Below are 25952 nucleotides of genomic sequence, written 5' to 3'. Positions count from 1 at the left end.
TTTATTTTCCGTTGTCTTTCGCTTCCAGTAAGGCAACAATTTTATTAAATCCTTTTTTTCTTGCATACTCAACTGGGGTTATACCTTCATGGTCGGCGATGTTTTTATCACTATTTGCGTCGAGTAATATTTGGACAATATCCACATATTTTTGACTGCCATCACCCAGTATAATTGCCTCTAATAGTGCGGTCCAACCCAATCTATTGATATGGTCAATAGGAAACCCTTTTGTATTGGTCAATAATCTTACAGTCTCTACATGGCCGCGTTCACAGGCAGGAATAAGTGCAGTGCCATTATACCGATTGAAGACCTTTAAATCTGCACCATGATCAAGGTAAAGTTTAACCAGGTCTGTGTAGCCAGAGGCGCCAGCATAGAGAAAAGGGCTATTCAAGCTATTATCTTGAAGGTTCACGTTTGCACCATAACGAACGAGCAATTTTGCCATGGCTATATCTTTTCTTTCAGTTGCAGTCAACAACAATGGTTTCGAATCACTACCTTTTTGATTGGCATCGGCTCCAGCTTCCAATAGTTTTTGTACTGTAGCAACCCGGCCGTTGGCAACGGCTTCAACGATGTTGTCCTGTTCGATATTTTCTTGATTTGTCGTGTTCATACTTTTGCACTGTATTGAGATTATCGATATTAAAGTGAGTAGTACTATCTTGATATATGATTTTTTCATTTGATATATTAATTAATATTCTTTCTTATGCATCTTAGCTCCTTTGTCTTAGTTTTTTGATCTATTACAAATTTAGGTATAAACTAATCTGTTGTTTTTGTTAGATTTATATTGATTATTGTCAAATTTATAGTAATCAATTGTAGCTATAAACGAACTGACTTAAATTAGAGAAATATGAATATTGAAGAGCTAAGAAATTATTGTCTATCCATTGGGCATGTTACAGAGGAGACTCCTTTTGGTCCGGATACATTGGTTTTTAAAGTCGGTGGCAAGATATTTCTATTAGTGGGATTGGATCAGATTGATGGATTGCGATTTAATGTCAAATGCGATCCGGAGCGAGCTGTAGAACTAAGAGAAAGGTATGACCAGACTGTATTTCCGGGTTATCACATGAATAAAAAGCATTGGAATACTGTAGTTGCAAATCGGGAACTGGATGATAAGGTATTGGAAGAACTTATTATACATAGTTATAATCTGATTGTTGAGAGTTTGCCGGCAAAAGTCAAACAGGAAGTCAAAGGCGCTTAATTACCTATTGCAGTGTAAAGAATTGGTTGCCTAGAAAGAAAAGGTGATTGAAATGTCTTTTTTTGGAGGTTAGATCGGTAGCTTTGTGTTCCTTTCAATGCCGGATTGCCAGCATTGGGGTTAATTTACACTAATACTATTTTTTATGAAACAAAGACGAATTTACCGCTGGGTAATTTGTTTTATGCTTCTTTTTAGCTTAGGAAGTTGCATAAAAGAGGAGGCGCTAAATGCCGAAGCGGATATTGAAGGGGCTAGTATCGTTCAGGGTGACCAATTTTTGAAGCGAAAACCTTCAATTGATAATAACACAGTTGTTTTTTCGCTAAAACGCTTTACGGGAAGTTATGTGCAGGCACCTGAATTTGTATTAACAGCAGGTGCGACAATAGAGCCGAAAAGTGGAACAGAACGTGATTTCACTGAACCACAGAAATATACAGTTACCTCCGAGGATGGCGCTTGGTCCAAGACTTATACAGTTTCATTCATTATTGATGAAGGAGCGGAATTGTATTCTCCTTTTGAATATGCTGAGGTAGTAGATACTAAAAGTCCGGAAGGGCATTACCACAAATTCTATGATCTAACAAAACTTGGACAAAAGAAATATAGCTGGGCGACTGCGAATGATGGCTATAATATTCTGGCGGCAACGCTTGTGGGAGAAGGGGAAGAATTGGTTCCTAGTTTTTATCCTACATCGCAGATTGCAGAGGGCTATATTGGTAATGGTGTGCGACTTGTCACGAAGAGCACAGGCTCCTTAGGTGGTATTTTTGGTACACCACTAGCTGCCGGCAATTTATTTCTAGGTACATTCCAAACAACTTTTCCTACGATCAAATCTCCGCGTTTTGGAACATTGTACGAGGAAAAAACTGCACCATTGGCTATAAAAGGTTTTTTTAAGTATAAAGCTGGTGAAAAGTTTGTTGTAAACAATCAACCATCTTCGCTTACTAAGGATACTTGGGATGGGTATGCCCTACTATTTGAGAAAGCTTTACCTCCTAATGATGACTTTTTATCAGGAGACCATGGTTTTGTTGATAAGCGTATCGTCGCAATAGCAAGGGTCGGAGCCAAAGAACAGATAGAGACCAACGAGTGGACAGCATTTAACTTGCCATTTTCTTTTATCAATGGTAAATCATTTGATCCCAATAAGGAATATATGTATACGATTGTCTTTAGTTCAAGTAAAGAAGGAGATAAGTTTAATGGTGCGGTGGGTAGTATATTGCTTATTGATGAAGTTGAGCTTGTCGTCAATGATGCCCAATAATCATGGTTCATAGACTAGAAAAGTAATATAGACTGATTGATACGAACAGTTTTAAATTGATAGCTACGTGAATTTAATACAAGGGTATTGGTAGAGGGAAGACGGATCGCAAGACAATAAGCGACTGACTTTTGTTGATAAACATAAATCAAAGGAATATTTTAATGAAAAAAATACGATATATAATAGCTGTTTTCATGATAGCCACGGGTTATGCGCAGGCTCAAAGTGGTAGGTCGGACCATAATCCCAATTTTTTTAATACGGATATTGATTACTCGGTACAAGCCCAATTCAGTATCGGTGGTAGTAGTCCGTTGGGACTTCCTAAAACCATACGAAAAATTGAAAGTTACAATCCGGGGTTGCAGGTCGGACTTGAAGCAAATGCGACAAAGTGGTTGCCGGAAAGCAAACAGTGGGGAATTCGCACTGGTATCCGTTTTGAAGCAAAAGGGATGAAAACCGAAGCCCGTGTGAAAAATTATCTGACTGAAATTGTGAAAGATAATTCAAAAGTGAGAGGTTACTATACCGGAAAGGTAGAAACTAATGTGCAGAATACCTACCTTACATTACCTGTCCTAGCTGTTTACAAATTGTCGGATCATTGGAATTTATATGGCGGCCTTTATTTCTCGGCATTATTGGACAATACATTTGATGGGAATGTATCCGATGGATATTTAAGACAAAATACACCGACAGGAACAAAAATAACGTTTGAGGAAGGCAGTCAAGCTTCTTATGATTTCTCTGATAATATACGAAAATTTCATTGGGGCACACAACTTGGAACGGAGTGGAAAATGAATCGACATTTCAAACTGTTGACAGACCTTACCTATGGCTTTAATAATATCTTGGAAAAAGATTTTACCTCCATAGATTTTGGTATGCATAATATCTATCTTAATGTAGGATTTGGATACAACTTCTAATAGGAACCGATAAGATACACCTTAACGACTTCTGGAATAGGTCGTGAAAATATTAGCTTTGACTTAAATAAAACAGTCCGTTTAGTTCATAACTAACGGACTGTTTTATTTAAGCTTAAACGAAGCTATTCGTATTACATTTTTAAGCCAATCTCTCGCAATCTTTCATCGAGGTATTGGCCAGCAGTATAGTCTTCGTAGACCTTTGGATGAGCTGTATCAATACACGAATCCAATGAAGCTAAATTCATGGAAGATTTTGGATGTAAGAAGAATGGGATCGAAAAACGGGAAGTACCCATTTTTTCACGCGGAGGATTGACTACACGGTGGGTTGTTGATTTCAGTTTGTTGTTAGTCAGACGCTGTAGCATATCACCCACGTTGATGACAATATCTTCGCCTTTTGCTTTGATCGGGTACCATTCGCCATCTTTTGTCAATACTTCCAGTCCATCAGCACTGGCACCAATTAATAGCGTAATCAAATTGATATCTTCATGAGCACCTGCACGTACAGCATCCGGAGCTAATGCGTCAGGATCCGTAATCGGGAAATAGTGAATTGCACGCAAAATAGAATTACCATTGATCACAAACTGCTCAAAATAGTTCTCTTCGAGATCTAGGTAGGTAGCGATTGCTTTTAACAGTTCGCGACCTGTATCTTCTAGTTTTTTATAAACCTCAGCTGTAACACTGTTAAATCTAGGTATTTCTTTCACTTCGGGATTATCAGGAAAGTCAGTTTTTGAGTATTCTTCCCCAACGATTGTTTGACCACGTTGCCAGAATTCTTTTAAATCTGGCGTCTTTGCATCTTTAGCTTTCTCTCTTCCCTTAGCGGTGTATCCACGTTGACCGGCAAGCTCAGGGAATTCATACTTTTCTTTTGTCTCCGTTGGTAAACCAAAGAATTCAGGAACGACCTGGTATAATTCCTCAATTAATTCTTTCGATAAACCATGATTTGCAATCGTTACAAAGCCTGTCTCATTAAAAGCTTTGCCAATATCTTGAATAAATTGATTTCGTTGTTCTTGGGTTCCTTGTGTATAATGCAACAAGTCCAAGCGAGGTATGTTTACTAAAGCCATACGATGTCGATATTTGTTTAGGACAAATTTAACGCAATTAATTTTGAATATTACACATGAACTGTTAATAAAAGTTTTGTAATTTCATTTATTTTACTGTATATCAGATGTTAAAAGTTTTCAACATTTTGATTTAGTTATAAGAAAGCAAGAAAAGCAAAGGAGGGTATTGTAGTAAGGCTTAATTATTAAAAATTACATTTTCTAGCTTGTTATTCTAATTCTTAACTATTATATTTGTTATGCAAGCATAATAATAAAATCGCTTGTGAATACGCTATGAACCAAAATCAGACAATCGACTATTTTTTAAAAACGGGCTGGCAGACAATCGCCAATAAATATAATCAAATTGCTTCGCAGTACGGTTTCACTCAGGCGGCAGGTTATATTTTAATCAATATTCACAAAGAAGGTACTCCTGTTTCTCAGATTGCGAATTTGACTGGGGTTAAAACAACTAGTTTGTCCCGGGTGTTGAATAATTTGGAGTCCTTGGGGTTCATCTATCGCGAGACGAGCGAAACGGATAAACGCTCTGTGAAAGTATATTTGACGGAGTTAGGTCGTGAGAAAAGAAGGATTGCCAAGGATGTGGTACGTAATTTTAATCAGTATCTCGCTGATAATTTTTCGGAAAATGAACGCGATCAATTGATTGCTTCTTTGGCAAAGCTCAATGAGCTGGCTACGAGTTATAAGGAAGAATTAATCGTGTAGAAGTTAAACCAAATGTACGGATGTACAAGATAAATATGTTATGATGAACAGAAATATTAGAAAAGTGGCAGTTCTCGGTTCGGGTGTTATGGGTTCGCGAATTGCTTGTCATTTTGCTAACATTGGTGTCGAGGTTTTGTTGTTGGATATTGTTCCTCGTGAGCTGTTGCCAGCAGAACAAGCGAAAGGCCTAACGTTGGAGAATAAGACGGTTCGGGATCGGATTGTCAATAGTTCGTTAGAGACTGCCTTAAAGACAAATCCATCTCCAATTTACAGCAAATCATTTGTAAAACGTATCAAAACAGGCAACTTTGAAGATAATCTCAAAGATATTGCGCAGGCAGACTGGATTATTGAGGTGGTTGTGGAGCGCTTAGATATTAAGAAGTCTGTTTTTGATCGTGTTGAACAGTTCCGTAAACCGGGTACATTGATTACTTCCAATACTTCTGGTATTCCTATTCATCTCATGACAGAGGGTCGGAGTGAAGATTTTAAAGATCATTTCTGTGGTACGCACTTTTTCAATCCGCCGCGCTATCTGCCATTGTTGGAAGTAATTCCTACACCTCATACTAAGCCAGAGGTTGTTGATTTTATCCTTCATTTTGGTGATAAGATGCTGGGTAAGACAGTGGTGCTGTGTAAGGACACGCCTGCCTTTATCGGTAACCGTATTGGTGTTTACTCGATGCTTGCAGTGACTCATCTGGTAGAACCTTTAGGTCTCACCGTTGAGGAAGTGGACAAATATACCGGCCCGGCAATGGGACATCCAAAATCAGCTACTTTCCGGACCGCAGATGTTGTAGGCCTCGATACGTTGGTTAATGTCGCTAATGGTCTGACGCAGAATGCGCCTGAAGACGAGGCCAAAGGTGTCTTCCAGCTTCCGGCCTTTATCAGTAAGATGGTTGAAAACAAATGGCTTGGTGAAAAAACAAAAAAGGGATTCTATGAAAAGGTAAAAGCTGCTGATGGGAATTCTGAAATCCTTTCTTTGGATCTAAAAACATTAACCTTTGGCTCGCAACAAAAAGTTAAGTCCACAACCTTGGAGGCGACCAAGCCAGTCGAAGATATCCGTAAACGGATGAAAGTCTATGAACAGGGTACAGACAAAGCCGCAGAGCTCTTCCGTGCCATGCATTATCCTTTATTTGAATATGTTTCACGTCGTGTTCCTGAAATTACAGATGATTTCTTCCGTATAGATGATGCCATGCGCGCTGGATTTGGCTGGGAATTAGGGCCATTTGAAGTATGGGATGCTTTGGGGGTGCGTGAGACATTGGCGAAGATCAAGGCTGAAGAGAAACGTTTGCCCGGACAAGATGGTGAAGTGGCATCCTGGATACATGAAATGTTGGATTCGGGACATGAATCTTTCTATAAAATAGAAAATGGTGTTCGTCATTACTATGATATCGCTTCCAAATCTTATAAGCCTATTCCGGGAACCGAAGATTTGATTGTATTGGATCATATCCGTGAAAGCAAAACAATCTGGAAGAATACGGGCGTTTCGATTATTGATCTCGGTGATGGAATCATCAATTGCGAGTTCCATACCAAGATGAATACGATCGGTGGTGATGTTATCCAGGGGCTGAATAAGGCGATAGATCTTGCTGAAAAGGAATACCGAGGACTCGTCATTTCCAATGACGGGAAAAATTTCTCTGCGGGAGCCAATATCGGAATGATTTTCATGATGGCCGTAGAGCAGGATTTTGATGAGTTAAATATGGCTGTTCGTGCCTTTCAAAATACCTCAATGCGCTTGCGCTATTCGTCCATTCCGGTTGTCGTGGCGCCATTTCAGATGACCTTGGGTGGTGGATGTGAGTTTTCGATGCACGCAGACTTTGTGCAGGCTCACGCCGAAACCTATATGGGATTAGTTGAACTGGGAGTAGGTGTTATCCCCGGTGGAGGCGGTACCAAAGAATTTACATTACGTGCTTCCGAAGAATTTAAAGATGACCAGATCGTTCAGAATACATTAAAGGATAAATTCCTGACCATTGGTCAGGCGAAAGTATCAACCTCCGCTTATGAGGCCTACGAATTGGGCTACTTGCAGAAAGATAAGTTTGCCATCACGATGAACCGTGCGCGTTTACTTGCCGATGCAAAAGCAAAAGCGCTAGAGCTGGCCGATGAAGGTTATGTACAGCCAGCACCGCGCAATGATATCAAAGTGCTGGGCAATCAAGGATTGGGGATCGTATATGTAGGCGCATCTTCGATGCGTGAAGGGAATTATATCTCCGATTATGACCGCAAAATCTCGGAAAAACTGGGTTGGGTCATGTGTGGTGGAAACCTGTCATCGCCAACGGAAGTCTCCGAACAATATTTACTGGATCTTGAACGCAAGACCTTCCTTGAACTCTGTGCTGAACGTAAAACACTTGAAAGAATTCAGTATATGTTGACAAAAGGAAAACCTTTACGGAATTAGAATAGACAAAAGTATTTAGTACATAGTATTTAGATATGCATAACTATAAGGAATTAATACTTTGGCAGAAATCTATCACGTTGGTATCTGATGTATATAAAGTAACAGCTACTTTTCCAGATCGTGAACGATTTAATCTCATTTCACAAATAAACAGAGCTGCCGTATCTATTCCTTCAAATATTGCTGAGGGGGCGGGGAGAAATTCAGATAAAGAATTTGTTCAGTTTTTGGCAATAGCACATGCATCTACATATGAAGTCGAAACACAGTTAATAATATCAAAAAATTTAGGTTATTTATCAGAAGAGGGTTTGGAAGGCCTTTTAGAAAAGCTGGAGGAATTGCAGAAAATGAACTACATCTTTCAACAGAAGCTTTTGCTTAAGGTCAAAAATCTAACTACTAATATCTAACTACTAATATCTCAGATAATGGAAGCATACATAGTAGCAGGATTTCGTACAGCGGTAGGTAAAGCACCTCGAGGAGGATTTCGCTTTATGCGGGCCGATGATTTAGCATCAGATGTGATTAAACATCTTGTGTCCACTGTGCCAAATTTAAATAAAGATGATATAGATGATGTCATTGTGGGCAATGCGATGCCTGAGGCCGAGCAAGGGCTTAACATGGCACGTTTTATTTCCCTGATGGGTTTAGACACTGATAAAGTGCCTGGCGTTACCGTTAATAGGTATTGCGCATCTGGATTGGAGACAATCGCTACAGCGGTTGCAAAGATCAAGACAGGTATGGCAGATGTTATTATCGCTGGTGGAGTTGAAGTGATGTCCGGAATGCCCTTCGGAGGCTGGAAAATTGTTCCCAACCCTGTTGTTGCCAAAGAGCATCCCGATTGGTATTGGGGTATGGGGCTCACAGCGGAGGCTGTAGCGAAAGATTATAATGTCTCCCGTGAAGATCAAGATGCCTTTGCACTGAAGTCCAATCAAAAGGCTGTTGCCGCTATTCAAAATGGTCATCTTAAAGATGGTATTGTACCGATTACAGTCAAAGAGAACTACCTGAAAGACGGTAAGATCGCGACTAGGGAATATGTTGTAGATACCGATGAAGGGCCTCGTGCAGATACATCCTTGGAAGCTTTGGGTAAGTTGAAGCCTGTATTCGCTGCCAATGGTTCGGTAACAGCAGGAAACTCCTCGCAGACATCGGATGGCGCAGCATTTGTGCTGGTGATGTCTGAGGCTAAAGTGAAGGAACTGGGTGTTAAGCCCATTGCCAAGCTGGTTAGTTTTGCTGTTGCGGGTGTACCGCCACGAATTATGGGAATAGGGCCCATCTATGCAATACCTAAAGCTTTGGAACGGGCTGGGCTTAAAAAAGAAGATATCGATTTGTTCGAATTGAATGAAGCTTTTGCTTCACAGTCTTTGGCCGTTATTCGTGAACTGGGACTTGATGAAGAAAAAGTCAATGTCAATGGCGGGGCGATAGCCTTGGGACATCCCTTAGGCTGTACAGGAGCAAAGCTGACCGTGCAGGTCTTGCATGAACTGAAACGCCGCGGTAAAAAATATGGTATGGTGACCATGTGTGTGGGAACTGGTCAAGGAGCAGCCGGTATTTTTGAACTATTGGACTAAGACTCGGACATTAAAAATAACAGTATAAACCATTTTATTTGCTGTCTCACAGCGAATAAAATATTGTGTAACCGGTGAAGGTTAAAAGCCAATGATCGATTACACCTCAAATCTAAAAACAATGAGTGAAAATAAAGCAATCAAAGGCGGTGAGTTCGTTATAAGAGAAACTCCTTATACGGCTATTTTTATCCCGGAAGAGTTTGATGAAGAAGCAAAGATGATTCGTCAGACCTGTTTGGACTTTTTAGAGACAGAAGTATTAAATAAACTTGATCGTATTGACGCACAGGAAGAAGGATTGATGCCAAGCCTCATGGATAAAGCTGGTGAACTGGGGATGCTGGGTGTATCGATTCCAGAAGAGTATGGTGGGTTTGGCAAAAACTTCAATACGTCAATGCTTGTAGCGGAAGCTGTGGGTGGAGGTTTTTCTTTCGCCGTCGCCTTGTCTGCGCACACGGGTATTGGTACCTTGCCGATTCTTTATTATGGTAATGCGGAGCAGAAAACGAAGTATATTCCCAAGCTCGCCACAGGCGAATGGAAGGCTTCCTACTGTTTGACAGAGCCAAATGCCGGATCAGATGCCAATTCCGGCCGCACCTCCGCAAAACTAAATGCCGAAGGAACCCACTATCTGATCAACGGTCAGAAAATGTGGATTACCAATGGTGGATTTGCAGATATCTTTATTGTATTTGCAAAAATTGATGATGATAAAAACCTGACCGCATTTATTGTCGAAAAAGATTTTGGCGGCATCACCATGAACCCCGAAGAACATAAATTGGGAATTAAAGGATCCTCTACACGTCAGATTTTCTTTAATGACTGCCCCGTGCCTGTTGAAAACATGCTTTCAGAGCGTGAAAACGGATTTAAGATTGCCGTAAACATCCTGAATATCGGGAGGATCAAACTAGGTGCTGCGACCAACGGTTCGGCTCGTATGGTGATCAATCATGCGGTTCAGTACGCCAATGAACGTGTGCAGTTTAACTTGCCGATTTCTAAATTTGGTGCCATTCGATATAAATTGGCAGAGATGGCTACACGTCTATTTGCCGTGGAATCCGCATCCTATCGTGCCGGTCAAAATATTGATGATGCCTATGATGCATTGATCGCAGGCGGTATGGATGAGGCGAAAGCCAAATTGAAATCCGTGGAACAATTTGCGATCGAGTGCGCCATTATCAAAGTATGGTGTTCGGAGATGCTGGACTATGTGGTGGATGAAGGGGTGCAGATCTATGGCGGAATGGGGTATTCAGCCGATGCACCGATGGAGCGTGCGTATCGCGATTCACGTATCAATCGGATCTTTGAAGGAACCAATGAGGTGAATAGATTGCTTGTGGTGGATATGTTATTAAAGCGGGCCATGAAAGGGGAACTGGATCTGATGGGGCCAGCACAGGCCGTGGCGAGTGAACTATTGGCCATTCCTGATTTCGGCGAAGAAGATGAGGCCCCATTCGCGGCGGAGAAGAAAATTATCGCCAACCTCAAGAAGGCAGGTCTGCTCATTGCTGGAGCTGCGGTTCAGAAGTTGATGATGTCACTTTCAAAAGAAGAAGAAATCCTGATGAATATCGCAGATATTATCGGTTACGTATACATCGCGGAATCTGTCCTTTTACGTGCCGAAAAGCTTGTGCATACCGGTTCTGAAAAGGCCGAGTACGCGACAGATATGGCAAAGATCTATTTGTATGGTGCGATTGACAAAATTAATGCTGCAGGTAAGGAAGCTTTGTATTCCTTTGGCGAAGGCGATGAACTGAATATGATGCTTGTCGGATTGCGCAGGTTCACCAAAGCACAGCCATTTAATATTAAAGATGCACGCCAGCGGATTGCAAAAAAAATAATAGAAGAAAATAAATATTGTTTTTGATTGATAATGATTATTGGTTTTGGTTGTAGGCCGGAGAGAAATCTTCGGCCATTTTTGTGTTACAATAACCAAAAGTATTCGCAATTATATTAAATTTAGTTTTTTAATACTAACCATAATATGGCATCGTCAAGATCATTTGCATTTACAGAAGACTGGGTAGTCGTCATTTTGGGACTCGCTACCATTTTTTTAGCACTTTCCGGCATTGTTGCGCCGGTACCTAATTTCTCATGGGCTAATATATCAGAACTGACCTCCACGATTTTTGATCCGGCCAATCTCAGCAAGATTTTTCAGCAGTTTATCGTTGTCTTTGTGACGGGTATTCTTGGTGCATTTTTGCTCGGTAAATCCGTCAAACATCTGCTAGTTGTATTTCCAGTGGTATTTATTCTAACAATATTTGCACTGATATTAGCTGGTAACTCGACGGTGAAAGAATATAATCTCGAGGCGGTTATTTTTAGTTTGATCATTGGTTTAATTATCAGTAATTGCTTTAAGCTACCCTCCTGGTTTAAAGAAGCTCTGAGCACAGAGCTGTACGTTAAGATCGGATTAATTTTATTGGGTACTACCGTGATCTTTGGGGATATCCTAAAGGCAGGTTCGCTGGGCCTTATTCAGGCTTTAGCAGTTGTGCTATCGGTATGGTATTTTGCTTTTTGGATCTGTAAAAAATTGAAGATAGACAAAGAGATGTCCCTGATGCTATCTAGTGCCGTTTCGATTTGTGGCGTTTCAGCCGCTATAGCTACTTCCGGAGCAATTAAAGGTGATAGTAAAAAACTTTCTTATGTGATTTCCTTGGTGTTGATCACTGCAATCCCGATGATGATCTTTATGCCCTATATGGCTGAATGGATGGGCTTGTCGCAAGAGGTGACCGGCGCATGGCTAGGAGGGAGTATTGATACAACAGGAGCTGTTGTTGCTTCAGGTTCCCTTGTTGGAGAGGAAGCGTTAAAGATCAGTACAATTGTCAAATTCTCACAAAATGTGTTGCTGGGACTTGCGGCATTCGCAATCAGTATCTACTGGACCTATGCGAAATCTGTAGATGATGAAACAAAACGGGATAAACCTACGCTGAAAATTATCTGGGAGCGCTTTCCAAAATTTGTATTGGGCTTTGTATTTGCATCACTATTATTTTCCTTTGTAATCTCCCCAGATAAAGTAGATGCTGTAAAGGGAAGTCTTAAAAACCTGCAGGGACTATGGTTTACCTTGGCGTTTACCTCGATTGGTCTGGAAACCAATTTCAAAGATCTCTTTGTACAGGACAACAAGAAACCACTTTACGCATTTTTGATCGCGCAAACCTTTAATGTTGTTGTAACATTGCTCATTGCGCTGGTGCTGTTCCGTTAAGTTTGGTGCCATATAATGGATTATTATCCATTGAAAATATTATTTAAACGAAGTCCACCATTCCGGTGGACTTTTTGTTTTATGCACTTTTTAAAACATGACTGACAGTCATGTCGAACTGCATGTAAGAAAACAGATATTCCTTTCTTTTGCTAAAAATATTTTTGATTACTGGATCGGAAAATACGCACACATCAAAAAGAAGTAAGCGTTACCAACAGTTATCAGCAGGAGTATTTCAAGTGCGCAAAAATAGCGATTGGCTAGATTAGTTTTTAAAGAATTATCCTTTTTTTAATACTTAATAGTCTGTAAACTAGATATCTAAATTTGGTTTAAAAAAAATATTTATAAAATCTATCAAATTAGTAGTCTTTTAAAAAATATTTCTATATTTGTACTGTTATCCTGATTTACAGTGGGTCATGAGGGAGTAGCTGAAAAAAATGAATATACTTAATTATGGAAAGAATGAAACAAGATTACTTTTTAAAAATAAGCTTACAGATTAATGCATTGAAAGTGGCTTTTATTTCCCTAGAAAATAATGAAAAACGAATGTGTTGTTAAAATTTCTCTCTTACACTCTCTTATATTAGAAAAGGGAAGCCGAGGCTTCCCTTTTTAAACAAAGTTTTAACAATGAAACAAGTTCTATTGGCGTTGGCACTTGTTTATTTTCACTATTAAACTGAATAAATTTATGAAAAAAAATGCTATTTTTCGAATTAGCGTCATTTTTAGCTTGCTTTTAGCAGCGTCTTATCAGACATACGCGCAAGTAGAAGATCCTAAACCCATTATAAATGCTTCATTAACAGGTACTGTCGTAGATGCGGTGACAAAAGAACCCCTACAGGGTGTAACCGTACAGCTTGAAGCAGTTACCCACCAGGTGAAGACCGATAGCAAAGGCGTATTTCAATTCGTTACAGGACAAAAATTGCCTTTTTCCCTTATTGTATCCATTGTGGGTTATCAGACACGGCGTGTTGTTGTAGACCAGTCGCCTACCGTGATCGAACTTACTCCACGTTTGGAGGCCTTAGACCAAGTGGTGGTGACCGCCCGTCGACGCAAAGAGCAGTTGCAGGATGTACCTATTCCTGTTTCTATCATCCGTGGGGCAGCACTGGAAGACGCCGGGGCTTTTAATGTCAATCGACTAAAAGAACTTGTTCCAACAGTACAGCTGTACTCTTCCAATGCACGTAATACAACCCTGAACATTCGGGGCCTCGGTTCGACTTACGGCCTGACCAATGATGGGATAGATCCAGGTGTTGGATTCTATCTTGACGGTGTCTATATTGCACGGCCTGCAGCAACTTGGCTGGACTTTATTGATATTGACCAGATCGAGGTATTGCGTGGCCCACAGGGGACACTTTTCGGTAAAAATACCACTGCCGGAGCCTTTAATATTACATCACGGCTACCTCAATTTACACCTGAGGCTAATGTTGAAGTCAGCTATGGCAATCAGGGCTTTATTCAGGCAAAGACGTCGATCTCTGGACCTCTGGCTAAAAATCTAGCTGCCCGCGCTTCCTTTTCTGGCACACAAAGGGATGGGAATCTTTTCAACGTCCACAGCAATCGAAAGATCAATGATATCAATAACCTCGGATTCAGGGGGCAATTGTTGTTTACACCAACGGAAAATATCAAACTTGTGCTCTCGGGTGATGTTTCTTCCCAAAAGCCGGATGGTTATGGTTGGGCAGTTGCCGGTGTTGTCAAAACTCAGCGGGCTGATTACCGGCAGTTTGATGCCATTATCAAAGATTTAGGCTATGAGTTGCCTTATAAAAGTGCATTTGAACGTAAGATAGACCTCGATACGCAATCCAAAGCGGACAATAAACTGGGCGGCGTAGCGCTGAATGCTGATATCAAGATTGGTGAAGGTACTTTGACATCAACTTCAGCCTGGCGAAAATGGACCTGGGTGCCACTCAATGACCGGGATTATTTAGGCCTTCCTGTTTACACAGTTTCTGCCGGTAATTCAGTACATAACCAATGGTCGCAGGAATTTAGATATTCGGGCAAAATCAGCGAGAAAGTGAGTGGTGTGGTCGGCTTATTTGGTCTGTGGCAGGACCTTGGTACCGATCCTGTACATACAGAGGAAACGGGTTCCGCATTCTGGCGTTTCCAGAAAAGTTCGACAAGCGCCTTATGGGAAACTCCTGGACTATTTGACAATTTCGGCATCAAGACCGTTTACGGTATCAAAAGTACAAGCTTAGCTGCTTATACACAGATTGATTGGGAGGTGACTTCGAAACTTCATATCTTGCCGGGACTACGCTATAACTACGACAAAAAGAAAGCAAATTACGACAGACAGACTTATGGTGGGCTACAGACATCCGATCCGGCGCTGTTGGCGCTCAAAAACGGGGTCTATACCAACCAGACGTTTGATATAAACGCAGATGCAGATAATTTTTCTGGTCAGCTTTCGGCAAAATACCGTTTCAATCCGAAGATCAATGCTTATGCTACCTATTCCATCAGCTATAAGCCAATTGGAATCAATGTGGGGGGATTACCGACAGCAAATGGAGCGGTACTGTTGGATCTGGCGGAGGTAAAACCGGAAGCGGTACGCCATAAAGAGCTGGGAGTGAAGACCAATCCAACACGCAACTCGATCCTTAATCTATCCCTCTATCAAACCGATATCAAAGATTATCAAACACAGGTTCAAACACCCGAACCAGGTGTAAATCGCGGTTATTTGGCTAACGCCGAGAAAGTACGTGTCAAAGGCGTGGAATTGGATGGTAACATCAATATCGGGCACTTTCTGCGTTTAAATGGGGCACTGGCATATACCGATGCGAAATATGTGAAATTTACGAATGCGCCCGTGCCATTAGAGGAGGTTGGTGGACCTCAGGCTTTCAAGGATGTCTCAGGTGGAGCTCTTCCTGGCGTTTCCAAATGGTCTTGGTCTTTGGGCGGGGAAATTAATCAGAGTGGCAAACTGATCGGTATCAACGGATCCTACTTTTTAGGTGCTGATCTTTTCCATCGCTCTAAGTTTTCCTCAAGTTCATCCCCTTCACAATACCTGAACATCGACGCTTATACACTGCTGAATGCAAGACTAGGTTTTAGAGGGTCAAATGGTGTTTCGGTTTTTGTCTGGAGCAGAAATCTGACAAACAAAGATTATTATGAGCAGTTGCTCGCTGCTCCGGGTAGTTATGGCCAATATGCCGGTGTCGTAGCCGATCCAAGAACCTATGGCGTAACGCTTCGGTACAATTGGAAGCAAGGAAATTAGATCCGTAACCAATAACATATTTGATCGACCGTTTCTAAATCGTTAGAAACGGTTTTTTTGTATTCCGAGATGGGCAAGTGTTGCTGTAGGAATTTATAGTGGATATTTTTTTCGGCTATATTTGCTTTATTTATGGAAAACCGTATCTTAATTCATCATTAAGGTGAAAGATTTGCGCATGAACGAAAAAGAGCTATTACGGCATTATAAAACAACCGGAGACCTGTCTGCGCTGGGGAAATTATATTCACCTTACATGTCCTTGCTTTATGGTGTATGCTTCAAGTACTTACAGGATCCCGATCGTAGCCAGGATGCGGTGATGCAAATTTTTGAAGAACTCATTCAGAAGCTTCGTCATTATGAGGTCGATAATTTTAAAAGCTGGTTACATGTATACAGTAAGAATTACTGTTTGATGCAATTGCGCAGAGACAAGAGGACGACACAGGTGGATATTGAGGATAATTTGTTTGAGAGCGAGCAGAAACTCAATAGCAGTGAAGAGGCAAAATGGGAAGAACGGGATTTTGAAAGATTAGAAGGTTGCATGCAAACCTTAAATCAGGAGCAGAAAGAATGTGTACGTTTGTTTTATCTGGAACAAAAGTGCTATAAAGATATCGCAGATTTAACAGGGTATGACCTGAATAAAGTCAAGAGTGCTATCCAGAATGGAAAACGCAATCTAAAAATCTGTATGGAAAGGAAAGAAAATGGAAAATAATTATCAGTTATCGCGAATTCATAATTACATCCATGGTTTGATGAGTAGGGAGGAAATGTTTCAACTGGAAAAAGAAGCATTGGAAGATCCTTTTTTGCAGGATGCCATAGATGGATATCGATTGCAAAACGGTGTGGATGCGAAACAGTTAAGCTTGTTGCAGCAGCGACTTAACCGTCGGGTTGAGAACACCATAGCGACAAGACATGCACAATATTATACCTGGCAGCGTCTGGCTATAGGAGCAGCTGCAGGAGTTTTGTTTGTCGTTTTATTAGCGCTTCTCTATTTTAAACATTTTAACGGTAAAACTGAGCGTACCACAGATGTAACCTTAAGTGAACCCGAAAATATGGTGACTATTGAGCCGATGCTCGATGGCGGCGACGCGACTCCGTTGGACGGCTGGAAAGCTTTTGAACACTATTTAAACAACCAGGTAAAGGATGCCGGAAAAGGTGGGGATATTATAGTCAATTTCACGATTGGCAAAGATGGTCTTCCGGCTCAGATTCAGGCTGAAGGGACTCCCGGTCAGGCTCTTGTTGATGAGACTGTACGGCTTCTCCAGTCTGGCACAAAATGGCAAGGCTCCAAGGGGCGGCTGAAGATCACTTTTCCCCTAAAAGAGATGAAGGATCCCGCCCAATCGAATGTCATCAAACCTCCACATTGTTTTGGGATAGAAAAATCGTAGTGCAAAAAAAAGAGCCATTTCTCTTGAAGGAAATGGCTCATTTTTTTGAAAATAGTATCCATCCTTAAAATGCATACCTCAACCCAAGCTGAATTTGAAAAGGATTACCATTTAAATTGGATACACCAACACCTGAACTCATATTGTAAATATATTGCTGATTGGCTGCATCGAAACTCTTGATCGCATAAAGATTTTGTTTGCCTAAGTTATGCCCCACACCCCAGCTTTTTTTCAAGAGATTGGCTACATTGAAGATATCAATAGAGGCTTCAAGTCCATGATTTTTATAGAATTTTACGTTCTTTGCCAAATGCAGGTCAAATACGCCATAGAAACCATTGATCCCTCCATTACGTTCTGCTACTTGACCCAAATTGCCATTGATGTAGTTTTTAATGCTCTGTTCTGCATTTGGATCGTCCAAAATTGCTTGAATACCATTCTTGATATATTCTGGTGTATTAGTGCTATTAGGATCGTAGACAAAGGCAAGATCGTTGGAATTTACAAAGTCTCCATTGACATTTCCATTGACGGCTAATGAATAACGTGTTCCAGCAATTCCACTGAATCGCAGACCCATAGAAATACCCCATAAAGAGGGCATCGTTCCATAGAACACGACTTTATGACGGAATTGGTTATCCGAGTACGACATTGTACTTAAGTCACGCGGATCGTCTTTAACCATTAGGGAGAGGGTAGCAGTATTGGCAACATTACCATTATACGAGGTATTGTCTTTGGTATCATTCCAGGTATAAGACATCGTGATTTGTCCATCCTTGTAGTAACGATAAGTTCCGTCCAATACGACGGTGTACGAATTGTTTTTTCCATCACTATTCATTTCCAATACCCGACCGACCTGTTTGGTCTTACGGCTATTGGTCCAGTTGGCTGCGCCGTTCGTTGTATTGATGCTTGATGCAGGAACATACACGCCACGGTTACCCTCAGCAGTCAGCCTAAAATAAGGATCCTCCACCATGTTGCGATCCACATACATGTAGTTGTTGCGTCCCCAAGTACCGTAAGCACTTAAACCGATGCGTAGCGAAGGCGTGAAAAAATGATTGATGGAAATATTGGCTTTATATACCGTCGGCACTTTCACATCCTTGCTATTGGTATTGATTGTGACAAGTTTTTCGATCTTTGGATTGTCCAGCAGCTCGCGTCCTGGCGCTGTATCGGGGTCCTTGCGATATCCTGCGAAATTTGGCTTAGGAATTAATGTAGGATCCGTGATATCTACGCCAGCAATGCGTGAACCATCAAACAACATATTATTTAACATAGAATATGGGTTGAGTGCCGACCCAAATATACCAGCTCCAAAACGGATGATATTTTTCTTCTCTTCATTGATATCCCAGTTGAATTGCACACGAGGCTGTATTTGAAATGTGTTAATCCCATTGTCGGTTGAAAGACCTAGTTCGTCATAGACTGTTTGGTTGAATGTAGCCTTCTTGAGGTATTTCGTGTTGTCCAGACGTAGGCCGCCGACTACGTCAAGACCTCTTGCGATTTTAGCTTCCATTTGCCCATAAACACCTACAGCCAGATTGTTGACCAAAGTGTTTTCCTTGTCAGTCATATAAACATCGCGCGCATAGCGATAAGGGGTCAGGTTATCGAAGTTTTGTAAACCTGTAAAATAAAAACGACCGTTCATTTCACTACCATAACGAAAATCCATGTTCGTATACATGATATCGGCACCGAAAGTATATTTGATCTTATCCGTATTGTAATATAGGTTGTTGACTAACTGCAGCATATTGCCATTGAACCATTCTGGTGAAAAGCGTTGACCACCGAGTTGGATAGAATTGTTGTATTTATTCGCGCCATCTACTGATTGGATGGATTCAACGATCGCGCGGGGAATACTATGTGACTGGTCAAATCCATCAACATTATGCTGTGCTTCAGAGCGTTCGTAAAAATGCTGGATCTTCAAATCATTTGTCAACTTGGAACTGATCGAAGTACGCAAAGAAGCCATAAGGCTATTGTTTATATACTTTCTGTTGGTGTAAGATTCATACGCATTAATTCCCGTATTATCTCCTTCCTGTTGATTGTCGGAGTCATACACAAAGTTATTGCGAACGGTCAATAGGTTCTTTTCATTTAATTGCCAGTCGATTCGAGCGAAAGCGGCATCAGTCTTTTTCTTTTTGTCAAAAGAGCCAAATAGACGATCGGCACTAGCGCCATATTTATCTACAGCAATTCGAGTGAAATCATCCAAAGTCGTTTGTGTAACTTTGTATCGTGCAATATCTTCGGTTGTTTGGATATCAGCGATCTGAAGCGGCCGTGTATCCATTTGACGATCCCATGTAACAAAGAAATGGGCTTTATCCTTAATAATTGGCCCCCCCAACGAAAATCCATATTGATAAGTGGAGAATTTCTGTTTGCGTGGAGTTTCATTCAGATTATACTTACTGGAAAGCCAATCTGCCCGGGCAAAAGTAAAGGCACTTCCTGTCAGGGTATTTGTTCCTGATTTAGTCACGGTCGTAATGCTTCCACCGCCACTACGGCCAAAAGTGACATCGTAATCGTTGGTGACCACCTTGAATTCACGAATAGCCTCCATCGAAATGGAATAAGCACCACCGCTATTTCCGCCGGCCACCGTACTGCGTGAGTTCATACCATCTACCGTAAAATTAGTCGAAGATGCGCGTTGGCCCGCAAGGTTCGTACCGCTGCTCACTGGTGATAGATCGATCAGCGAAGAAAAATTCCGACCATTTACAGGCATTTTCTTTAGATCATTTGCCGTAATAGCGGTAGAAGCGCCTAATGTTTTGATCTTATTTTTAAGATCAGCAGCAGCGCCCTGTACAATCACTTCGTCAAGCTTCGTTTCTGTAGAAGATAATCTAAAATCTACTGTAAGCTCATCGCCATAACTTAATTTATAGTCTGTTTTCTTTTGTTCGGCATAACCGACATGATTGACTGATACGGTGTATGGAGAGCCTAAGGGCAGCTGCTGGAAGGTATATACTCCATTTTGATTGGTCAGCGTTGTTTGTCTAAATCCAGTGGATTCATTCCTCACCGATACTGAACTGCCCTTGACCGGTCCAGTTTCATCTGTAATACGTCCCGTGATAGTTGCTTCAGTACCTTGGGCCCAGCTTCTGCTTGGAATTTGAAAAAACGTAATAATGGTTAAAAGCACAAACCAAATGATGTTTTTCTGCATAATAATTTCGTTTCTAGTTTAGTTGATCAGTGTTTGTCACAAGTGTGTTGCGAAATTATTCGTATAGTATTGCTAAACCGTTAAGTCGATATTATTAAATATTTAAAAAAAATTGGCCATGTTAAGATAAAGATACAGCATGTACTCATGGGGAAATCAATAGCTTGCGCGAGCAGGATATATCCCTTGGTAAGGAAATCAATTGCCATAGAAGAACGTAATAACCAACAAGGGCCCGAATGATTCGAGCCCTTGTTTATTTATGGTAAGCTGTGCTACCTTATTCTTCCCAACGAATTTTTTCTTCGATAGCTGTACGTATAGGTTCACGTGCTTCCGATTGATGATGACCTAAATAAAATAAGCCGATACATTTTTGGTTCTCTTCCAGGTTAAGGAAGCCCCCCAAATGATTAATTAAGCCTGGTGTTGCCCAGTATCCGCCGATATTCAAAGAGTGTGCAGCTAACCACATGTTTTCTACAGCGGCAGCAGTACAAGCCAATTCTTCCCATTCAGGCACCTCGCCTGTATAGTTGACGATAAGCGCGATGGCAACATTGGATTGTGTTGCTTTCTTACCCATGGTGATTTCTGTCGCTTCCGTATATTTTTCCGCTGGGGTAACCGATTTATAGATGCGCGATAATTCGGTACCCAAACGTTGAAGTCCTTCTTTGCGGAAGATAACGAAACGCCAAGGCTGTGTCCGTTTATGTGTTGGTGCAGCATTGGCCGCCTCTAGGATGCTGAGGATATCTTCTTTGCTGACTTCTTCTTCGGTAAAAGAAGCTTGAAATACTGATCTTCTGTAGTGTATTGCTTTTAAAACGTCGTTTTTCATTAAAAATATGTTGATTTTAGAATGTATTTATGCTTTTTCTTCCCATAAAGATACAACATGCAAAATTGTTTTGACCGCTTTTTCCATATCTTGTGCCGATACCCATTCCTGTTTTCCGTGGAATGCATGTCCACCTGCAAAAATATTAGGACATAGAAGACCCATAAATGATAAGCGTGACCCGTCCGTACCACCACGGATGCTTCTTCTTTCTGCGACCATACCGGCTCTTGTAATCGCTTCCATACCGATCGCCATAATTTCTGGATGTTGATCCAAGACCTCTTTCATGTTGCGGTATTGCTCTTTTACAGCAAAGGTATAGCTGCAATTTGGATATTGACTGACGATGGATTTTGCAATTGCTTCCAGTTCATCTTCGTGTTTTTTTAGATTTGCCGTCGCATGATCACGAATGATAAATTGAATCTCAGCTTTTTCTACAGATCCACTGATATTGACCGGGTGTACAAAACCATCCTTTTTATTGGTGCTTTCCGGAGAAAGTCGGTCTTTCGGTAATGCCTCAATGATGGCACTAGCAATTTTAATTGCACTTTGCATCTTTCCTTTTGCAAAACCGGGGTGAACCGAGACGCCATGGATTGTTAATGTTGCCCCATCTGCGGAAAATGTCTCATCCTCGATAGTGCCGGCTTTTTCACCGTCCATGGTGTAGGCAAAGTCTGCTGCCAGACGCTTTAAATCTGCTTTATCAACGCCACGGCCAATTTCTTCGTCTGGTGTGAATAAAATCTTGATATCACCATGTTTAATCTCAGGATGTTTCATCAATAGGCGTGCAGCATCCATGATTTCGGCGATACCTGCCTTATCGTCCGCCCCCAATAGTGTTGTTCCACTTGCCGTAATCACATCGTTTCCGATCTGGTTGGCTAAATCGGGATGTTCGGCATACTTAATGACAATACTGTTATCATCCGGAAGTACTAAATCTTGTCCTTGGTAATTGTGGTGTACCAGTGGTTTTACATCTTTACCCGAGGAATCCGGAGAGGTGTCCATGTGAGAACAGAAACAGATAACAGGAACTTTTTTGGAGGTATTGGAAGGAATGGTTGCATAGATGTAGCCATTTTCATCCATGGCCGCATCCGAAATGCCCAGCGCCAATAGTTCTTCTACCAATAATTTGCCCAATTTTTTTTGTTTTTCGGTGGAAGGGCATGTCGGAGAATTTGCATCCGATTGTGTATCAATCTGTACGTAGCGTTGAAATCTTTCCGAAACCGAAAAGTCACTTATGTTATTAATCTCAAATGTACTCATTCTAATCGCCTTAATGTGATAAGGGTGATCAAATTTACAAATTCTAATGGGCTTCGGCCAAAAACAAACAAGACTTGTCAATAAACTGACAAGTCTTGTTTACCGGGATCAATGTTTAACTAAAATCCTGCACCTTCTTGAAGGACTAAATCAACAGTTTAGCTTATTTTTTTTCATCCGCGTAGCCAAATACTTTCTGCAAAATATTTGTATTCCGACTTCCACCGATATTGTTTCTAATTTTTGATTCTTGATCTGCCACCTTAATAAATAAACCATCTATGGCCTTTTGTGTGACATAAGCAGTCAAATTTGTTTCGACCTTATTTCCTAAGGGCAAGTTATTATAAGCACTCGTCAATTGCGTCCAATATTGATCTACATTGTTTACACCCATCGCCGACTGAATGACAGGGCTAAACTTATTGGTCAGTTCGGCTGATGTATTGGTTTTGAAAAACGTCGTTGCGGCATCTTGTTTGCTTCCCAGGAGGATATTGGTCGCATCAGTAATGGTCATTTTGGACAACGCATTCACAAATACTGGCGCGGCTTCTTTTACAGCACCTTCCGCAGCTCTGTTCATGCTTTGGATAAATTGATCACATAGCTTGCCCATACCCACAGCACGAAGTGTTTTCTCTACCTTTTGTGCCTCTGCAGGCATTAAAATCTTTACGGCTGCGTCGCCTAGGAACCCGTCTTTTTTTGCTAATGACTCTATACTTAGGTTAAGGCCATTGCTTAAAGCTTGTTTGATACCCAGTGAAGCATCTTTATTTGATAATGAGGCTAAGGCATTCGATGTGGTCGAACCCGAACCAGAGACTGGAGTTCCGGCGGTTGACGAACTCGCATTTTTCGTGCTGTCCGTTTGACTCTGGTTTGCCTTATTCAACGCCTCGTTAATCTTTTTAAAGATCTGCGCTTCACTTGAGTTGGAGTACAATAGCCCCGAAACAAATAGGGTACAATATAGTAATGGAAATTTCATCATGATATGTTTTGCTGTCAAAATTAAGGATATCGACTGTTAATTTTTATTAAAGTTTAAATTGCTCGCTGTTCTTCTATTAGATTGTCCGTATTCGTAACGGATACGCCACAACCTTCATTGTAACGAACGCTATGCATTGTCACAGCAGCCTTTGTTGGTAGATACGCCGAATTTAAAACTTATTTCAGTTTCGTCTCATAATTTTACTTCATAAAAACACCCTAAAAGTTGGATAAAACTTTTAGGGTGCAGTTCATTTTGGCGCGCTTTATTCGTCGTATTAAAGTTGCTTTAATTTTATAGGACCTATTTCCATGAAAGTGTTGTCACAACAGGGAAGTGGTCAGAAGGGAATTTACTCATGTAAGTATCTGTCAGAATACCATATTTTTTTGCCTGGAAAGGCTTTGTGATAAAAATATGGTCAATACGGCCAGAGGCTCTTAGGCTCTTTCCCCAACCGTTAAAAGAAGAGTTTGGCTCATATTTAAGCGGAGACAATTCATGTACATCTGTTACAACTTTGCTATTGGCAAGTGTAAAATAAGCTTCATCTTTCTCATCAACATTAAAATCACCTGTTAAGATCAATGGTAGATCCTTCGCAAATTCTTTTGCTTTGGCCAGGATCAATTTTGCACTTTCCGTGCGGGCCGTACGTCCGATATGGTCAAAATGGGTATTCATAAAGATAAAGCGCTTTTTATTGGCTTTGTCTTCAAAAATCCCCCAGGTGCAGATACGCGGTAAGGCCGCATCCCAGCCTTTATTTGGATGCTCAGTATCTGTCGCTGAAAGCCAGAATGTGCCACTTTTTATAACTTTGAACCGATTGGTATTGTAGTAAATTGCGGAGTGCTCACCTTCCTGTGCGCCATCATCACGACCCACACCGACATAATCGAATCCCGGGAGCAACGTTTTAAGATCCTGAACCTGATCATGAAAGGCTTCCTGAACACCGAATATATCGAAACCATGATATTTGATCAAATTAGTCAAAGGTGCTTTGCGGTCAGTCCACATATTACCAGTATCTACGGTATTCCGTTGTCTTATATTGTATGTAGCCGCAATAAAATCTTGTGCATAAGTGATATATGATAAGCATAATGCCGCAGCGAGAATAAAGTATTTTTTCATTAGAATTATTTATGTTCGAGTAACTATTTTCATCAGTATAATTGATGCTATAGTATGCTGTTTTTGTCTGTTACTTAATTTCGGAGATCATTTGTATCTCCCGCTTTACTTAGTTTTTTACATCACGATAGTGACAGGCTTAATTTGTCGCTTTTGATTGGTAATTCGCAGGAAAACAAATGATTTGTAGCAGAATATTTTAATGATCTTCAATGTATATTACCGGCGATGAACTCGGAGATAACCTTTATTTTTTCAATACGCGAAGTAGTAACTCTGGTTCGTCCGTGGTGATGAAATCGATTTTTTGATCAATTAGATTCTTCATTTCATCCTCGGTATTGACTGTCCAGGCATTTACTTTCATCCCCAATTTGTGGGCATCCTGCAACCAGCTCGCATTCTTTTTGAACACTGAAAAGTGGTAATCCAAACCGTTGATTCCAGCGGTATTAACGTCAGCAGGAGATTTATCACCATTCAGGTACTGAATATTTGCTTTTGGAGCGAGTTCATGAATTTTTTGACAGGCTTCAAAGCTAAAGGCGATATAATCTGTTATTTTTTCTGCATTTAGATTTTTTACCATTTCAACAGATTTTGTTGCTGCCTCAAGCGTCCGTTCGACACCGAGTTTGTTGGTTTTTAATTCCAGTATCAGACGTAATCCTTTTAGTTTTTTCCCTGCTTTGATATACTCTTCCAAGGTCGGAATGGATTCGCCATTGGGATGTTTTTTGGCGAGAAGTTCTGCATAGGTTGCTGTTGCGATGTCGATTCCATAGAAATCATTGTCATGGTTAACGACAAGGATATTGTCCTTCGTAAGATGAACATCAAACTCAGACCCAAAAAGTTTAAGTTCATGGGCGGCTTTTAAAGAAGCAATGGAATTTTGGGGTAGATGACTGTTTTTCCATACACCACGATGTGCTATTGCTTTGGTCTGTGCAAATAGTGCTGAAGATGAAATGACCATAGCCAACGTCAGACAGCTAAAAATGTGTTTTTTCATATGTGTTCGTTTGAAAGCTGATTTTACGGGATAAAAAAAGTGGTACTTTTTATCCCGATT

The 25952-nt window shown here is 40.9% G+C and carries 20 protein-coding genes; 12 read left to right on the top strand and 8 right to left on the bottom strand.

What is annotated here, in order from left to right; all coding sequences use genetic code 11:
* Position 1 precedes the first annotated feature (1 nt).
* Positions 2-625, bottom strand: a complete 624-nt coding sequence (locus tag B4A24_RS01740) for an ankyrin repeat domain-containing protein (protein WP_293941894.1) — start codon at positions 623-625, stop codon at positions 2-4.
* Between the two features lie 246 nt (positions 626-871).
* On the opposite strand from B4A24_RS01740, the gene B4A24_RS01735 reads away from it, so the two are divergent.
* From B4A24_RS01735 to B4A24_RS01725, 3 genes are all read left to right on the top strand, one after another.
* Entirely contained in the window at positions 872-1234 is a 363-nt protein-coding gene (locus B4A24_RS01735) for an MmcQ/YjbR family DNA-binding protein (RefSeq protein WP_293941891.1), read from the top strand.
* Positions 1235-1379: 145 nt separating this feature from the next.
* On the top strand, positions 1380-2522 hold the full coding sequence (locus B4A24_RS01730) for a PCMD domain-containing protein (protein ID WP_293941889.1): 1143 nt from the start codon (positions 1380-1382) through the stop codon (positions 2520-2522).
* Positions 2523-2686: 164 nt separating this feature from the next.
* Positions 2687-3463 carry a porin family protein gene (locus tag B4A24_RS01725; RefSeq protein WP_293941886.1) on the top strand — a complete coding sequence of 259 codons (777 nt, stop codon included), beginning with the start codon at positions 2687-2689 and terminating at the stop codon, positions 3461-3463.
* 134 nt (positions 3464-3597) lie between these two features.
* Here the strand turns inward: B4A24_RS01725 and B4A24_RS01720 are convergent, their stop codons facing one another.
* Complete coding sequence (locus B4A24_RS01720) at positions 3598-4560, bottom strand: isopenicillin N synthase family dioxygenase (RefSeq protein WP_293941883.1); 963 nt, start codon at positions 4558-4560, stop codon at positions 3598-3600.
* Between the two features lie 279 nt (positions 4561-4839).
* On the opposite strand from B4A24_RS01720, the gene B4A24_RS01715 reads away from it, so the two are divergent.
* The 9 genes from B4A24_RS01715 (at position 4840) to B4A24_RS01675 (ending at position 17365) form a co-directional block, all read left to right on the top strand.
* Positions 4840-5280, top strand: coding sequence for a MarR family winged helix-turn-helix transcriptional regulator (locus B4A24_RS01715; protein ID WP_172396150.1), 441 nt, complete (start codon positions 4840-4842; stop codon positions 5278-5280).
* A 40-nt stretch (positions 5281-5320) separates the two neighbouring features.
* A complete protein-coding gene (locus B4A24_RS01710; protein ID WP_293941879.1) occupies positions 5321-7750 on the top strand; it encodes a 3-hydroxyacyl-CoA dehydrogenase/enoyl-CoA hydratase family protein in 2430 nt (809 codons plus the stop codon).
* Between the two features lie 35 nt (positions 7751-7785).
* Complete coding sequence (locus B4A24_RS01705) at positions 7786-8166, top strand: four helix bundle protein (RefSeq protein ID WP_293941877.1); 381 nt, start codon at positions 7786-7788, stop codon at positions 8164-8166.
* A gap of 18 nt (positions 8167-8184) precedes the next feature.
* Entirely contained in the window at positions 8185-9360 is a 1176-nt protein-coding gene (locus tag B4A24_RS01700; protein WP_293941874.1) for an acetyl-CoA C-acyltransferase, read from the top strand.
* A 121-nt stretch (positions 9361-9481) separates the two neighbouring features.
* The gene (locus tag B4A24_RS01695; RefSeq protein WP_293941871.1) at positions 9482-11263 is read left to right on the top strand and encodes an acyl-CoA dehydrogenase family protein; all 1782 of its coding nucleotides are present in this window, start codon (positions 9482-9484) and stop codon (positions 11261-11263) included.
* 120 nt (positions 11264-11383) lie between these two features.
* A complete protein-coding gene (locus B4A24_RS01690; protein WP_293941868.1) occupies positions 11384-12640 on the top strand; it encodes a YeiH family protein in 1257 nt (418 codons plus the stop codon).
* A 703-nt stretch (positions 12641-13343) separates the two neighbouring features.
* Positions 13344-15941, top strand: coding sequence for a TonB-dependent receptor (locus B4A24_RS01685; RefSeq protein ID WP_293941865.1), 2598 nt, complete (start codon positions 13344-13346; stop codon positions 15939-15941).
* Between the two features lie 178 nt (positions 15942-16119).
* A complete protein-coding gene (locus B4A24_RS01680; protein ID WP_293941863.1) occupies positions 16120-16668 on the top strand; it encodes an RNA polymerase sigma factor in 549 nt (182 codons plus the stop codon).
* Positions 16658-17365, top strand: coding sequence for a hypothetical protein (locus tag B4A24_RS01675; protein ID WP_293941860.1), 708 nt, complete (start codon positions 16658-16660; stop codon positions 17363-17365). Before B4A24_RS01680 ends, B4A24_RS01675 begins: the two co-directional genes overlap by 11 nt.
* 64 nt (positions 17366-17429) lie before the next feature.
* Here B4A24_RS01675 and B4A24_RS01670 read toward each other — a convergent pair whose 3' ends face one another.
* The 6 genes from B4A24_RS01670 to B4A24_RS01645 all read right to left on the bottom strand — a co-directional run bounded on the left by B4A24_RS01670 (position 17430) and on the right by B4A24_RS01645 (position 25892).
* Entirely contained in the window at positions 17430-20603 is a 3174-nt protein-coding gene (locus B4A24_RS01670; protein ID WP_293941858.1) for a TonB-dependent receptor, read from the bottom strand.
* 280 nt (positions 20604-20883) lie between these two features.
* On the bottom strand, positions 20884-21447 hold the full coding sequence (locus tag B4A24_RS01665) for a nitroreductase family protein (protein WP_293941855.1): 564 nt from the start codon (positions 21445-21447) through the stop codon (positions 20884-20886).
* A gap of 27 nt (positions 21448-21474) precedes the next feature.
* Positions 21475-22737 (bottom strand): peptidase T, encoded by a 1263-nt coding sequence (pepT, locus tag B4A24_RS01660; protein ID WP_293941852.1) that lies wholly within the window; start codon positions 22735-22737, stop codon positions 21475-21477.
* A 163-nt stretch (positions 22738-22900) separates the two neighbouring features.
* A complete protein-coding gene (locus tag B4A24_RS01655; protein WP_293941849.1) occupies positions 22901-23731 on the bottom strand; it encodes a DUF4197 domain-containing protein in 831 nt (276 codons plus the stop codon).
* 309 nt (positions 23732-24040) lie between these two features.
* Entirely contained in the window at positions 24041-24877 is an 837-nt protein-coding gene (locus tag B4A24_RS01650; RefSeq protein ID WP_293941846.1) for an endonuclease/exonuclease/phosphatase family protein, read from the bottom strand.
* A 247-nt stretch (positions 24878-25124) separates the two neighbouring features.
* Positions 25125-25892 carry a glycerophosphodiester phosphodiesterase gene (locus B4A24_RS01645; RefSeq protein WP_293941843.1) on the bottom strand — a complete coding sequence of 256 codons (768 nt, stop codon included), beginning with the start codon at positions 25890-25892 and terminating at the stop codon, positions 25125-25127.
* Between the last annotated feature and the right edge of the window lie 60 nt (positions 25893-25952).

Source organism: Sphingobacterium sp. UBA7249 (assembly GCF_002472835.1).
Classification (GTDB): domain Bacteria; phylum Bacteroidota; class Bacteroidia; order Sphingobacteriales; family Sphingobacteriaceae; genus Sphingobacterium; species Sphingobacterium prati.
Note: the sequence above shows the minus strand (reverse complement) of the source record. Positions and strands in the feature narration are given on the sequence as shown.